The organism is Streptococcus sp. HMSC065H07 (assembly GCF_001837325.1).
In the GTDB taxonomy this organism is placed as follows: Bacteria; Bacillota; Bacilli; order Lactobacillales; family Streptococcaceae; genus Streptococcus; species Streptococcus salivarius_H.
On sequence record NZ_KV832031.1, the window covers coordinates 110,432 to 122,262 of the forward strand.

General features: G+C 39.1%; 21 protein-coding genes. All 21 read right to left on the reverse strand.

From position 1 onward, the window contains the following. The coding region (locus tag HMPREF2637_RS05215; RefSeq protein WP_070839466.1) for an ASCH domain-containing protein at positions 1 to 430 on the reverse strand (430 nt) is incomplete at its 3' end. Then, positions 427 to 924, reverse strand: a complete 498-nt coding sequence (locus HMPREF2637_RS05220) for an NUDIX hydrolase (RefSeq protein WP_070839473.1) — start codon at positions 922 to 924, stop codon at positions 427 to 429. The genes HMPREF2637_RS05220 and HMPREF2637_RS05215, both read right to left, overlap by 4 nt. Before the next feature lie 524 nt (positions 925 to 1,448). Then, on the reverse strand, positions 1,449 to 2,285 hold the full coding sequence (locus HMPREF2637_RS05225) for a nucleotidyl transferase AbiEii/AbiGii toxin family protein (protein ID WP_070839475.1): 837 nt from the start codon (positions 2,283 to 2,285) through the stop codon (positions 1,449 to 1,451). Continuing rightward, a complete protein-coding gene (locus HMPREF2637_RS05230; RefSeq protein ID WP_070839476.1) occupies positions 2,285 to 2,875 on the reverse strand; it encodes a type IV toxin-antitoxin system AbiEi family antitoxin domain-containing protein in 591 nt (196 codons plus the stop codon). Before HMPREF2637_RS05230 ends, HMPREF2637_RS05225 begins: the two co-directional genes overlap by 1 nt. A gap of 201 nt (positions 2,876 to 3,076) precedes the next feature. Continuing rightward, entirely contained in the window at positions 3,077 to 3,238 is a 162-nt protein-coding gene (locus tag HMPREF2637_RS11290; protein WP_171963507.1) for a hypothetical protein, read from the reverse strand. Positions 3,239 to 3,250: 12 nt separating this feature from the next. Further along, positions 3,251 to 3,874, reverse strand: coding sequence for a hypothetical protein (locus HMPREF2637_RS05235; RefSeq protein WP_021151529.1), 624 nt, complete (start codon positions 3,872 to 3,874; stop codon positions 3,251 to 3,253). 23 nt (positions 3,875 to 3,897) lie between these two features. Continuing rightward, positions 3,898 to 4,254: a hypothetical protein gene (locus HMPREF2637_RS05240; protein ID WP_070839478.1), complete on the reverse strand. Its 357-nt coding sequence runs from the start codon at positions 4,252 to 4,254 to the stop codon at positions 3,898 to 3,900. Between the two features lie 45 nt (positions 4,255 to 4,299). Then, complete coding sequence (locus tag HMPREF2637_RS05245; RefSeq protein WP_070839481.1) at positions 4,300 to 4,866, reverse strand: hypothetical protein; 567 nt, start codon at positions 4,864 to 4,866, stop codon at positions 4,300 to 4,302. A 118-nt stretch (positions 4,867 to 4,984) separates the two neighbouring features. Beyond that, a complete protein-coding gene (locus tag HMPREF2637_RS05250; RefSeq protein WP_070839484.1) occupies positions 4,985 to 5,164 on the reverse strand; it encodes a hypothetical protein in 180 nt (59 codons plus the stop codon). Positions 5,165 to 5,166: 2 nt separating this feature from the next. Further along, positions 5,167 to 5,610, reverse strand: a complete 444-nt coding sequence (locus HMPREF2637_RS05255; protein ID WP_070839486.1) for a GNAT family N-acetyltransferase — start codon at positions 5,608 to 5,610, stop codon at positions 5,167 to 5,169. 51 nt (positions 5,611 to 5,661) lie between these two features. Further along, complete coding sequence (locus HMPREF2637_RS05260; RefSeq protein WP_070839488.1) at positions 5,662 to 6,150, reverse strand: hypothetical protein; 489 nt, start codon at positions 6,148 to 6,150, stop codon at positions 5,662 to 5,664. A gap of 15 nt (positions 6,151 to 6,165) precedes the next feature. Further along, entirely contained in the window at positions 6,166 to 6,810 is a 645-nt protein-coding gene (locus tag HMPREF2637_RS05265) for a JAB domain-containing protein (RefSeq protein ID WP_070839490.1), read from the reverse strand. A 19-nt stretch (positions 6,811 to 6,829) separates the two neighbouring features. Further along, a complete protein-coding gene (locus HMPREF2637_RS11295) occupies positions 6,830 to 7,006 on the reverse strand; it encodes a hypothetical protein (protein ID WP_002887333.1) in 177 nt (58 codons plus the stop codon). 12 nt (positions 7,007 to 7,018) lie between these two features. Next, entirely contained in the window at positions 7,019 to 7,327 is a 309-nt protein-coding gene (locus HMPREF2637_RS05270) for a hypothetical protein (RefSeq protein WP_070839493.1), read from the reverse strand. Positions 7,328 to 7,361: 34 nt separating this feature from the next. Next, entirely contained in the window at positions 7,362 to 7,670 is a 309-nt protein-coding gene (locus HMPREF2637_RS05275; RefSeq protein WP_002887335.1) for a hypothetical protein, read from the reverse strand. Positions 7,671 to 7,991: 321 nt separating this feature from the next. Then, positions 7,992 to 8,129, reverse strand: coding sequence for a hypothetical protein (locus tag HMPREF2637_RS11300; RefSeq protein WP_002887336.1), 138 nt, complete (start codon positions 8,127 to 8,129; stop codon positions 7,992 to 7,994). A 192-nt stretch (positions 8,130 to 8,321) separates the two neighbouring features. Continuing rightward, complete coding sequence (locus HMPREF2637_RS05280) at positions 8,322 to 9,329, reverse strand: ERF family protein (RefSeq protein WP_070839496.1); 1,008 nt, start codon at positions 9,327 to 9,329, stop codon at positions 8,322 to 8,324. 54 nt (positions 9,330 to 9,383) lie between these two features. After that, positions 9,384 to 10,232 carry a PD-(D/E)XK nuclease-like domain-containing protein gene (locus HMPREF2637_RS05285; RefSeq protein WP_070839499.1) on the reverse strand — a complete coding sequence of 283 codons (849 nt, stop codon included), beginning with the start codon at positions 10,230 to 10,232 and terminating at the stop codon, positions 9,384 to 9,386. 73 nt (positions 10,233 to 10,305) lie between these two features. After that, positions 10,306 to 10,734 (reverse strand): single-stranded DNA-binding protein, encoded by a 429-nt coding sequence (gene ssb / locus HMPREF2637_RS05290; protein ID WP_070839502.1) that lies wholly within the window; start codon positions 10,732 to 10,734, stop codon positions 10,306 to 10,308. Between the two features lie 14 nt (positions 10,735 to 10,748). Further along, on the reverse strand, positions 10,749 to 11,117 hold the full coding sequence (locus HMPREF2637_RS05295; protein WP_002892465.1) for a hypothetical protein: 369 nt from the start codon (positions 11,115 to 11,117) through the stop codon (positions 10,749 to 10,751). Positions 11,118 to 11,133: 16 nt separating this feature from the next. Continuing rightward, complete coding sequence (locus HMPREF2637_RS05300) at positions 11,134 to 11,400, reverse strand: hypothetical protein (protein ID WP_256315910.1); 267 nt, start codon at positions 11,398 to 11,400, stop codon at positions 11,134 to 11,136. Between the last annotated feature and the right edge of the window lie 431 nt (positions 11,401 to 11,831).

Consider the following 11,831-nt stretch of genomic DNA (forward strand, 5'->3'; position numbering starts at 1 on the left):
AAACCTTGCGAAATTCTTCTAAAACAACCTTGCTGTCAGGTGTAAAAGTCAGGCCCGCTTTCTCCAGCCACTTCGTGAAGAATTCCTCGTGAACCTGCCACCAATAGGCAAGGGACTTATCTCCTTCCCCTTCCTTAAAGGCATGGTCGTCTGACACTTGATTGAAAGGCTGAACAGAAACCTTGGTGATTTCGACAATGCAGATAGCTTGATGTTGGCTGTCTAAAATCACATCAAAGGTTCCTTCTTGTGGAAGGGGTTCGTCCCCTACTGCATAGAGGTCGCAGGCTGAGGCAGTTGCTGTTTTTTCACCTGTAAACACCAAATCCGCTAAAAGGTCTGGTTCCACACCAAAAGCCCAGGCGTCTATCTCATCTCCAATAGAGGGGGTGATTTGCTTGTAGGCATTCCACATTTCTTGCGGTGTCATGATTGCTCCTTCTTTTCTTTTACCTTCCAATTTCTATAGCTTGTCAGTTCTAATTCTGGAAATCCTAGTAACTCTGCCTTCACCTTCAATACTATGGGTGAGGCAGTTTCTTCGGTAATCTGCTCGATCGGAAGCCAAATGGCATTTGCTGAATCATTGCTTCCATCAAGAACTTCATGAGGAAGGGATTTTTGAGAGTGTTCCAAGTCAAGTACTATATCATAAAAGGCCATGATATGGTGTACGACAAAGTCTTGCCCATCTTCTTGAACCAGCACATCATAGATTCTAGGGTTTGAATAATCGCTAAGCATATAGCCCGTCTCTTCCAGAACTTCTCTCTTGAGAGTTTCTGTCAGGCCCTCACCTGGTTCTTGACTACCACCAGGTAAATCAAAACGATGCTGATAAGGTCCTCTTGTTTTTTCAATGCAGAGCAGTTTCCCCTCTTGAAGACAAACTCCATAGACGCCAAAGTGATTTTTGATTTCCATATTCTTAACTTCCTAGCTTAATTTTTTAACACATAAATATCATCACATTAATCTTGGATTGGGGGACACTCTTTATTAAATACATTTTGTCTATTTAACTATAACAGACTTTCAAAACAAAAAACGCAAGAGTTTTCCCCCTTGCGTTAAAACGTCATGTTGATATTCCACGACGTTCCATTATCATGGTGAGATATCCCCATGAATAACAATATTATCGTTTCTAAAGCTATTTTACCATATTTGTAAAGACTTTTCAACCAAAAATATACTGTCAATTATTTTGTGTTTACACAACTTATTTTACACTACCACCAATACATAGCAACTCCTTAATGATGAAGTCTTCATTGAGTGTGATAAAGACCAAAGCCTTGAAGATATAGCAAGTCTAATGGGTATAGCACCTAACTGGATGCCTGATAGCAACCTTCGAGCGAATGGATATGAATGTTCCTTTTACCAGAAGGATTAGAGACAAAAAACGGTTCACTACCCAATATATGGTAATGAACCGTTTTATATTACATAATAGTTGTCATGAGTTCTTTAACAATCTGAACTGATTTCTCAAAAGAAATATCTTGTGCATATTTGAATTGTCTTTGATAACGTGTCCAAAGTTGCTTTTGATACTCATCAGTTTCAATACTATTTAGCTGACTTTCCCAAATATCAATAGCCTCTTTACTTCCTCGTTTTTCTACAGTATTGGCCAGAGCTTTACGCAACACATCGAAATCTATCTCATCTTTTCTGGTATGGTACAAGGTAAAAAGGTCATAACGATCACGAGGACGTGTTGATGCTACTCCTCGGCTAATGATCGTTTCCAATTTTTCAGCTAGAACAGTTTCCAAATTATAAGTCCAAACCTCAATGGTTTCATTTGCTAATAGGGATGACATCGAATAAGTAATTTCTCTAGGTGTAATCTTATCACCCGTTGTAATGTCGATGAAAACAACCTCTCTTAAAGTATCAAATGTAGCATTGAGTTTTAGAGAAAATCCCCCGTATTCGTCATCTTGGCGAATCGGCTCTAGTTTATCTACTTCAAATGAAAAGACATCGTCCGAATCCGAAAGAATCTCTTCAAAGATGGTAATCAGATTTTCTTGACTAAGTGTAGTCCCTTTAAGCGTCACATCTAAATCCATTGTCGTTCGCTTATCAAGTCCTATCAACTGTCCTATTAGATAACCGCCTTTAACAATGAAAGAATCCTTATAGGAACTTTTAGCAATCAATTTCAATACCTGTTCAATCAGGAAGTTTTGCTGAAGCTGCTGGGCAGGAATACCTCTATCCTTAGCCATATTCTTAATCTTTGCCTTAAAGCTATTTGCATTGGAAAACATTAGGTTAATACCTCCATGTAAGATTGCAACTTATTAGTCACCTTGAATAACTGTGCATAGTGAAACAGTTTTGAAGAGTTAACTTTGTGATTTTGAAAATACATCTTAAATGCAGGAGCTATAACTTGAACATCAACTTGATAAACTGGTCTCAAACATTCTGCTAAAACTCTCTCCGGCTCGTAAACCTTAATCTTCTGCCCCACTTGTCGCTCAAGCTCAATAATTCCTTCATCATAATAAGAACGAAGAACTAACGGACGTATACCTTCTGATTTAACATTTTTTGTATTGGTTCCATAAGGAAAGCTCATCGTCATCTCAAAGGGAACTGTTAGTGATAATCCATGTAACCAAAGAGCTGTTTCTAAAGAAAAAATTCCTTTTGAAAAACGTTGCTGCGCCACAAACCATTCGTCCAGATAAGTATCAGGGAGGCGATATAACCCCTTTCCTTCAATCTCTACTTGTCCCTCATCAATCATTCTCAGCAATATTTTGTAAGGTAATTTCTCTTCAAGTACTTGTTGAAAGGTCAAAAATCCTTGATGTTGTTGAAAAGAAGCCATAATCATTTCAATATTATTCATAATAGCACTATCCTTTCGTAAGAAATAAAATGCTAACACTTTTATTAAATGTTAGCATTTTATTTCTTTTTTATCAACTATTTCGGGTTTAATTCCTTCAATAAGGATCCACCAGAGCACGAGTTTTTGGCAAGCAATAAAAACCAGTAGACCGTATAACCCTTTTAAAAAAGCCACGTATAAAATACGTAGCTTACCTTTCTACTGAACTGCAGGCCCTAAGTCGAGATAGAGAATGTCTCGCTTAGTCGCATACTGTAGTGCATGCTCATCAGCTTCAAACAAATCTGAAGCTAGAAACCTTTTTGTAAAGACTGTTTCGTCTTTACGCTTAAATGTTGCTGTATAACTATGTTTAGTCATTATCTTTCTCCTTTAATATTCGTACTGACCTTTGACTCCACTATAGAGCCAATACACAGCTTTATCGTAACCTTGCTGAAGGGTACCGTTAGCATCCTCCATTAGGTCTCTCAAGGAATAAAATCCTCGGTAACTGTCTAATGCAGATTCCATCAGACAGAAAAGATAGGTTGGCATATCTTTTGTTCCCCAAGCTAGAAGATCTAATTGACTTAAATCATCTCTTGCTTCTTTTGGAAAACGACTCGGAAAATTACTTGTCGTAAAATTTCCACATTCTTTTGCTCGCTGTAACATAATCAAGCGAGTTTCCAACATGTGTATATCAGCTTCTTGAAAAGCTTCTGCATGCTCTGTGGTAATAATCAACTTTGATAGACCAGGATTGATTTCCTCAACTTCATAATAAAGTGAAGATTCAAACGGGATCTCAATCGGAGGAAGGTTAGATACTCCCTCTCGATTCAAGACCACGTTCCTAACTGGTCGGCATAGCAAACTTTGTTGCATATCCGACTTGTTGCTATCAATAATCGACGCAATCCGGTCATCAATTAGGTCTGACGGAAATCCAGCAATATTACTATTATATTGGTGAACCTTTTCAATATAATAGAGTCCTTGAGTGATTGTCATTGTTTTCTCCTTTTTTATTCAGGTCAAGCCATTACAACATCGTCAAGACCGAGCTCCTTGAACTCTTCTTGTGTCTCGCTATTGCTTTCAGTTGTCTTCAATTTGATGACAACATTCAGCCCCATAGCACGTGCTTGTAACAATGCTGAAGCGAGTGCTGGTTCGGGTTTTCCCTCAACGAATAGGGTTTGAACCTTACGCTCCTTCATTTCCAGAATTCTCTTGAGATAAAGACAAGAGAGTTCCAAGAATGAATAGGATTGAGCGTTATCAATCTGAGGGAAAGTTGTAACGCCTTCAAGAAGGTCTTTGGCAAAAAGATCCGCAAAGACCTCTTGAGTTTTTTTGTTTTTATAAATATAGATATGTTTTTTTGTCATTGTTTTTCTCCTTTTTATTTTAGAAACTGGACTACCATAACTTCTCTACTTAACAGAAGGAAGCTCCTCGACACGACGTAAGAAAGAAAGCAGCTCCTTGCGCGTGTTGATGTCTTCAACATCTTCTGTTACTGGCGTATAGTAAGTAAGATGATACTCACCATTGTCCCAACTCTTAAAGACAGAAGACTGGCAGAACTCAATCTGGTCATCTTCTACCTGATAAACCAGGTTAGCCATGTAGCCATTATCAAAGTAATAGCGATGGAATACAACCTTACGATTGCTTCCCAAACGTACCAAAATTTCTGGATTTTGACGTTTATATTGGGTTGGTTTAATGAAAAACCCAAATTGTGACCTTAAACTAGTCATCTTTAAGTCTTCCATTGCTACCAACGCCTCATCATAAGAAATAGGCTTTAACCCACTTTGTTCTAACAAGGTATTGATAGCAACCATTCCATCCTTCTTAATAAAAAGATGGCTATTACCAGTCTTATTCAAAAACTGATGTAAGGTCATTCCTGAAAATGAACCATTAACCTCTTTATCAGAGGAAATACGTTCAAACAGTTTTCTTCCTAGTAAATTTGTTGATAATGTTGTCATTGTTTTTTCTCCTCCATAGAAAAAGAGGAAGGTGTAGCCTAGGGCTAATACCTTCCTCTTTCTCTAATGTATCAAATATGCGATGTATCTTGCACGATACACTATTTATAGCAGTAACTCACCACTGCATCTCATCAAGTTCTCGTGGGCTTAACTTACGCCCCAATTTTTCTTCAACACGCGCAGCCCAGACAAGATTGCCATTCTTAATCATTTCAATCTCCTCTAGTGTCTTGTAAGGTTTATTCGGTAAACCTGAAGACTTCCAGTCTGCCTTAAATTGTTCAACTATCCTCATGGTTAGCTTTCGCCTCCCTTCAAAAATCGGTCAATGAGCAACTGGCATGCTGCCGTATGAAACATCACACGATTGGTGTTTGCAATACGACTGCAACCGTAGCGACGTACGTAGTAATCTAAAAGAGCAGTCTTTGAAAGACAGATCATGACCCCCTCGAAACCACGATTGAAAGCATCTTGGGCAACATGTGCTAACAAAAGCCCTGCTATCCCTTGATTTTTCTTATCCATACGAACCTCTAACTTATGAACAAAGGTGTAAAAATCTCTAGGTTCTGGAGTGAACTCAATCATTCCAGAAACCTCCCCTTGAATCACAAAACCACTGGTCATAGCATCAGATGAACTCCTTACCGTCCAATCGACTTCAAAACCTTCTGACGTCAAATCAGATAAGGTCGAAATCGCATCTGAACTAAAGGTCCAAAAGAAGGTTTCTTTCATGCTTTGTCTCCTCGCTACATCTTTTTCTTTATACCTATTATAACACCATTTTTAGATAGACAGTCGGCCTAAAGCAAGCTCTTGGTCATAGACTTCCTCTAGCTCTTTTAGATAAGACTCTGAGTAATCTCCAAGGTCTTCATCTGTTAAGAGTTCAGTGGTTACCCCTTTACCTGGGACATTGCGAGTCAGTACGGTTGCTTTATAAATAAAGTTCACGCCAGACTCTGCATCCACATAATCAAATGTGGCAGACATTGGGATATCACTAAGAGTGCTATCTTGCTTTAAGATGTTAGTCAAAAAGCTATCGATATTCTCTCGAATATTCCAGTTCCCACAAGCTGTAAAAGGAAGTGTCGCTGAGACAACTCCTTCTTCAGTTGTGATACAATCTGCTTTTCTTGGATGACCTTTTAGAGTCGTTGGGGTCCAAGCTTTGGCATTGATTACCCTATGAGTAGCCACAAGCACCTCAATATCTGAAAATGTTGGTGCGGAAATAGTTACCTTTCCAAAGGCATCAGAAATATTTCCCATTGTTTTTCTCCTTTCCTAGAAACAACGCATTCTTCCGTTATCTCTAAAAGAATAGTAATTATCCTTCGTTACGATAACATGGTCTAAGACCTCCATCTCAAAGAGCTTTGCAGCATCTTCAAGGGCCTCAGTAACATTAATATCATTACTGGAAGGATATACACTTCCAGAGGGATGGTTATGAGCTACCAGCACGTAGCGAGCTAAATTCTTCACTGCATAGTGTAAAATCTCTCTTGGACACGCCATACTACGATGAACGCTACCGATGAAAACTACTCGCTCCTCGATAACGTTATAATGCACGTCTAAGTACCACACTACAAGATGCTCTTGCTTCTTATGTCCATAGGCTTTTTGGATACTTTGAGCAAAATATCCAGTCCCAGTGACACAAGTTGGCTTTTCTTCCTCACCTTCTGAACGTTTAAAAAGTTCAAGCATTGAAAGAAAGGCAATAGCATCTCTCTGAGTTAATCCATAATGTTTTAACTCCTCGATACTTAACTCACAGACCTTCTTAAAATCTCCTTGCAATTCAGAATACAAGGCATCGATCTTTTCTGAAGGAATCCAGTGAGAAAAAGTCCTTTTGAATAGCTCTCTATCACCAAAGTCTTTAGGATGTCTTACTTGTCTCCTAGTAATTGTTTCTGTCATTGTTTTTCTCCTTTACCTGTTAAACCACAAGCCATTCAGCCTGTAGTTTCATTGCGACTGCTACTGTTGTTATTACTTTAAAGAGTAAACGCTCCTGGTTATCTCTTGCAACTACAACAGCAACGTCACCCTTATAGATAACCGAAATATTACTTTCGTGAGGTAGCGTATTGGTCAAAATCATAATTCTATCCATAACTACCTCCTCCTAGGCCGGTGCTACTACCCACATAGAGCGGATAGCTTGCACCTTTCGATTTGTCTCTGAACGGTCTAAGCGACAATCGCTATCAAAATTAGTACCGTAGACATCTTCGTATACTTCTCTCATACGTTTGCCTAGGTCCTCAATATGAGACAATTGCGCTTTCGAAGCGCGTGCATTGAGATCAGTCATATAGCGATGATAAACTTTCCTAAACATCGCATTTAATCTCGCATCATTCTCTAGGTACCATTTAAGGGAGTAGTTCTTGTAGTGCTCGTGTAACCACAAGGCTTTTTCTCTTTTTGTCATTGTTTTTTCTCCTTTATAAAACAAAAAATGGCCCCTAGGACCATTTTTCTTTTCTTGTTTTGTGGGCTGTCAGTTCGTTGAGGATTTCTTCATAGTAAAGTCTACGTTTCAGACGAGACGAAAACAAAGCCACAAATTCCTTGTAGTAATGAATATCCTCATTCGTATAGGACTTACACGGACGATCTTCATCATAAACAATTAACCAGACTCTTTTTCCTGGAACCGCTTCACTCATGGAGTTGATTCCTCTCTTATCCAAAGCTTCAAGACCTGCTAGTGAAACATACCCTTCTCGAACCTTATGCCCGTCATTTTTTAGATAAGTACGTACTTTAGCCATACATTCCCTATGTTTTTTAGGCTTTTTTGCACCCTCTAAAAAACACAGTATATTAATAATAGACGTCTCCTTCCTTTGTTCAACTACGAAAGAAGTGTTGAATCCCTTCTATCAGAAGAATAGGGATTAGAAATACTACGGCAACTAATAGTTTAAAAACCAATTTGTTGCGAAGCAAGTTGCATAGGAAAAATAGCCTAGAATGGCCACAACCCGAATAACCAACAGCTCTGGAAGTGTCTATTTAAAGAAAGTGTACCAAACTTGTTGTTCGACATATGTTCGGTTTGAATGGAAAAAATTTAAAATACTGGTGATTGTTTATCTGACAAAGTCACGACTAATCACCTCTTTTTGTTTCTCTTGCAAAGCATGGTTGTACATATTTAGCAAAAACTCCTTCTTAATAGGGTCCTCTTCTGCTACATATGCTTCAAAAAGATCATTAATATTTTGCATACCCATTCCTACCTTAGTCCTTATAATATCATGTTGTATAATTCTCTTCCTATTATAGCAAACTCTTTCTCACCCAGGGATAGTTCTACCCTCTGGATAATGTTCAATTAATGCCAATCAGGTAAACACCTCTAATTAACATTTATCTTATTTTGTTGCCGTAATAAAGTCTGACCACTTTTTGTTCTACTACTATTGTTGTTGTGCCTGCTGACGTTGTTTAGAAACAAAATCAGATAAAGCTTTGAGTTGAACAGTCAACCCTTGGCTTTCTCCTAGCTGAGACCACTCAAGCAACTGGCTTTCTGTTGCTCCAAGAGACAATGCTGCTTCTTCACCACGAGCAACCATTTGAATCAGTTGATCATCGTTACAAGCAGCTTTTATCCCTTTTGTAGCTGTTTCACTCTTTTGTGGAGCTACTTCAGACTCGCTAGTTGCTTGTGAGACACTATCACTTACCACTTTGTTAGCTGATGTCACCTCACTAAGTGATGTCTGTTCACTGCTACTCAAAGAAGTAGCAAGTGACGCAGACTTGGCTGATTTACCATATCTAGCACCTGTTGGCTTGCGAGGTGTTTTCGCTTGGGCATTTGACTGATAATTATGGTTACTATCATAGTTACCAGTCTGTTGAACTGATTGCGAATGATTTGGCACATTGTCCATATCTAGTTCTTCGCTATCAGCCTCAATACCAAGCAATGTTTTCACCTCGTATCGACGTAGGTAGGTTACTTGTGCTCCCAGATTTTTAATATCATTGACATTGTAGAATACAGGAACAGACTCAATGTCGTAAGAGACACCACTTTCATGAAGTAGTGTCGTCACAACTTTGATCCCATTGGCATTCCCAAACGGAATGTGTTTAGTTTGTTGAGTCAACGTCAAGCCGAACTTGTTAAGAGCTGGACGTACAGCCCCTAAAATCTCTGATAGAGGGGCGAACTTAAAGTCCACGTTCTTAAACGTGACTCTACTTGTTGCTGTTACAGACTCGAACTCAGCCTGAGCCTTGGCCAAAGCCTCAAACAATGGAGCCATAACCTCTGGCTCCGGTTTAGAATGGTCTTTAGCTTGTTCAGCCTTTTGCCATTCTAACTGCATTTCCGCCTTAGCTAAAGCTACTTTAGCTTCAATAAGCTCGGCTACTAAATTTTTTTCATTGGTTGTGTTCAACATAGTTTCAGTCATTGTTTTTCTCCTTAAATGTTAAAAAGTGGCTTTTTTAAACCACTGTGTTCCTGTTTATTGTTGTAAAAATTCTGCCACTGTTTTTGCTGTTGTTAACGACTTATTCGTTAAACAGTAATCACAGTGACCGCATCCTTCGACAGACTTATGTGCTAAAGCATCTTTAAGTACTTCAAGATGCCCATAGAAGATGTCTCTCCCCATTTCAATGATAGTATCATCAATCAGAATTAACTCCTTATCTGGAACAGGTTCTTTTGAAACCGCCATAATATAAGGTGTAAACTCATAACCGTAGGTTTGCTTCAGCAACTCCTGATATACGTACATTTGTAGCGTATACTGATATTCTACAATGTTATAGAGAAGAGACTTCGTATAACGATGAAGTGTCGTCGAATATTTTTCCGACTGAAGACTCTCCATCGTTTTCAGGTCTATGAAATAACCGCCTGAAAGATTCAGACTATCAATTTTGCACTTGAAGGGAATCCCTTCTAACGTACCAGTGATAATCCGTTCTTTCTCCACCATTTCATCATCTGTACCATGATACAAACGATTAAATAGCTCCTCTTTTTCTAAAGCAGCAATCATCTTATCTGCTTGTTTGAAAGGGGCTTTTACTTGGCCAGCGGTTTTCCCTCGTTGACTTATGATCTTATCTTGATTCCTTTCCAAGAAAGCTTCATGAGCTTCTTTAGCCTCAAAATAAGAATGAACATAATTACCAACAAGTAGGCTTTCTGTCTCTGTTTTCTCAGGCCAAAAGCCCAAGTCAACGACTTCCTGCCTTAAGGGACATTTGATGTACTCCTTCAAACGAGAAGTAGACATGTAATGCCTATCTTGGTAGTAATTATCCTCTGTCAATGGAGGTAGAATTGCTACTTCTTCTATCATTTTTCTCCTTTCATAAACAAAAAGAGCTCAGTATGACTGAACTCTCTCTATTTTCTTCTAAAGACCTTGCTATCTAGAAAGGAATATTTTCAAATATAGAAGCATCTAACGGTTCTCCGCCACCAGGAAAGCCCCCTTCTGCAGGTCCAAAATCTGGACTTTGTTGAGAAGAGGTGTTGCTATGACGAGGCTGTAAGTTGTCAAAGTTTGACACATTAACCTCGGTCACATATACACGCTGACCTTGTTGGTTTTCATAAGAACGAGTTTGCAACCGTCCTTCAACGGTTACAAGAAACCCCTTCTTTAACCAGTCCGCGAAATTCTCTCCCTGCTTCCCCCAAATAACTAGAGGGAAAAAGTCGCTTTCTCGCTCCCCATTTTGATTTTTGAAATCACGAGGGCAAGCGATACGAGCAGTCGCCACCGCCTTGTTTGAAGGTGTGTAGCGAAGTTCTGGAGCGTCTACAAGACGTCCAGTAATAATGACTTTGTTGAGCATAATTTTCTCCTTTCTTAATCCTCTGCTACGACTTCAATGTCGAGGAATACGATTTCCCCTTCATCTAAAGCTTCAGAAAACTTATGGCTTTTTCCACAAAATTCTTTGTAGCCTTTCTTGGTGAAATGGCTACGTGGGGATAAATAATCGATATACCCCTTAACATGATCATTAGACCATGAATTTTTAGGATTTACCTCCCCAGAAAGAACTAAAGTAGCCCATTCTGAAGCAGAGACCATCATGCCCTCTGCATCAAAGAACGACTTTCTTGTTGCCGTTTTCTGTTTTTTTCGTGCTGCTCTGTAAGTAGAGCTTGTTCTGAAGTGTTTTGGAGAATAGGTATCAACCATTCTCATTTTTTTCGTCATTGATTTTCTCATTGTTTTTCTCCTTTTTCTAAAACACTAACTCGAGATCCATCATCTCGACAATTTCCCCTTTAGGCTCTTGTTTAGAGACATACCTTGATTTACCAAGGTACTCTCTATAGCCTTTCTTGGTGAAATGGCTACGTGGGGATAAATAATCGATATACCCCTTAACATGATCATTTGACCAAGAGGTCTTAGGGTCTACCTCCCCAGATAGAACTAGAGTAGCCCATTCTGAGGCAGTGATCATCATGCCGTCAGCATCAAAAAATACTTTTTTTGATGCTGTCATTTGTTGTTTTCTTGCAGCTCTATAAGTAGAGCTTGTTTTGAAAGAATTTCTCACTGTCTTTCTCCTTTAAATAATTGTTGTAAAGTGACCTTGGAAAGCACCGAACACCTGTTCGTAGCCCCTCCTCCGTATGCCGATAAGTTAGAGTTGGGAACACCTGTTCCTCGTCTCTAATCATCGAGATGTCGCCTTCCTTTTTTGTCCAACTACCCAAACTCAAAACAAAAAAAGCATAACAAAGAAGCCGGCAAGCCTTGTCTCAAAAAACAAGGTTGCGCGTGCCTATGGAAAACCATAGGAAGAACTTCTCGTTATGCTTAGTTGCTAATAACGTTTGTTGTAGCCTTTCAAAAAATTAAAGGCAAATTATCTCGTACCTGTTGTAAGCGTCAAGCCCCTTCTTCTGTCTGATGGCTTAACTGATAGCTAAA

Coding starts and splice junctions, on each gene's coding strand:
- HMPREF2637_RS05275 (WP_002887335.1), bottom strand. CDS start 7,670: ATGGCTAAAGTACGTACTTATCTAAAAAATGACGGGCATAAGGTTCGA.
- HMPREF2637_RS11295 (WP_002887333.1), bottom strand. CDS start 7,006: ATGGATAGAATTATGATTTTGACCAATACGCTACCTCACGAAAGTAAT.
- HMPREF2637_RS11290 (WP_171963507.1), bottom strand. CDS start 3,238: ATGACTAAACATAGTTATACAGCAACATTTAAGCGTAAAGACGAAACA.
- ssb (WP_070839502.1), bottom strand. CDS start 10,734: ATGCTCAACAAAGTCATTATTACTGGACGTCTTGTAGACGCTCCAGAA.
- HMPREF2637_RS05240 (WP_070839478.1), bottom strand. CDS start 4,254: ATGACAAAAAAACATATCTATATTTATAAAAACAAAAAAACTCAAGAG.
- HMPREF2637_RS05285 (WP_070839499.1), bottom strand. CDS start 10,232: ATGATAGAAGAAGTAGCAATTCTACCTCCATTGACAGAGGATAATTAC.
- HMPREF2637_RS05220 (WP_070839473.1), bottom strand. CDS start 924: ATGGAAATCAAAAATCACTTTGGCGTCTATGGAGTTTGTCTTCAAGAG.
- HMPREF2637_RS05235 (WP_021151529.1), bottom strand. CDS start 3,874: ATGACAATCACTCAAGGACTCTATTATATTGAAAAGGTTCACCAATAT.
- HMPREF2637_RS11300 (WP_002887336.1), bottom strand. CDS start 8,129: ATGCAAAATATTAATGATCTTTTTGAAGCATATGTAGCAGAAGAGGAC.
- HMPREF2637_RS05280 (WP_070839496.1), bottom strand. CDS start 9,329: ATGACTGAAACTATGTTGAACACAACCAATGAAAAAAATTTAGTAGCC.
- HMPREF2637_RS05225 (WP_070839475.1), bottom strand. CDS start 2,285: ATGTTTTCCAATGCAAATAGCTTTAAGGCAAAGATTAAGAATATGGCT.
- HMPREF2637_RS05245 (WP_070839481.1), bottom strand. CDS start 4,866: ATGACAACATTATCAACAAATTTACTAGGAAGAAAACTGTTTGAACGT.
- HMPREF2637_RS05300 (WP_256315910.1), bottom strand. CDS start 11,400: ATGACAGCATCAAAAAAAGTATTTTTTGATGCTGACGGCATGATGATC.
- HMPREF2637_RS05255 (WP_070839486.1), bottom strand. CDS start 5,610: ATGAAAGAAACCTTCTTTTGGACCTTTAGTTCAGATGCGATTTCGACC.
- HMPREF2637_RS05230 (WP_070839476.1), bottom strand. CDS start 2,875: ATGAATAATATTGAAATGATTATGGCTTCTTTTCAACAACATCAAGGA.
- HMPREF2637_RS05265 (WP_070839490.1), bottom strand. CDS start 6,810: ATGACAGAAACAATTACTAGGAGACAAGTAAGACATCCTAAAGACTTT.
- HMPREF2637_RS05270 (WP_070839493.1), bottom strand. CDS start 7,327: ATGACAAAAAGAGAAAAAGCCTTGTGGTTACACGAGCACTACAAGAAC.
- HMPREF2637_RS05250 (WP_070839484.1), bottom strand. CDS start 5,164: ATGAGGATAGTTGAACAATTTAAGGCAGACTGGAAGTCTTCAGGTTTA.
- HMPREF2637_RS05295 (WP_002892465.1), bottom strand. CDS start 11,117: ATGAGAAAATCAATGACGAAAAAAATGAGAATGGTTGATACCTATTCT.
- HMPREF2637_RS05260 (WP_070839488.1), bottom strand. CDS start 6,150: ATGGGAAATATTTCTGATGCCTTTGGAAAGGTAACTATTTCCGCACCA.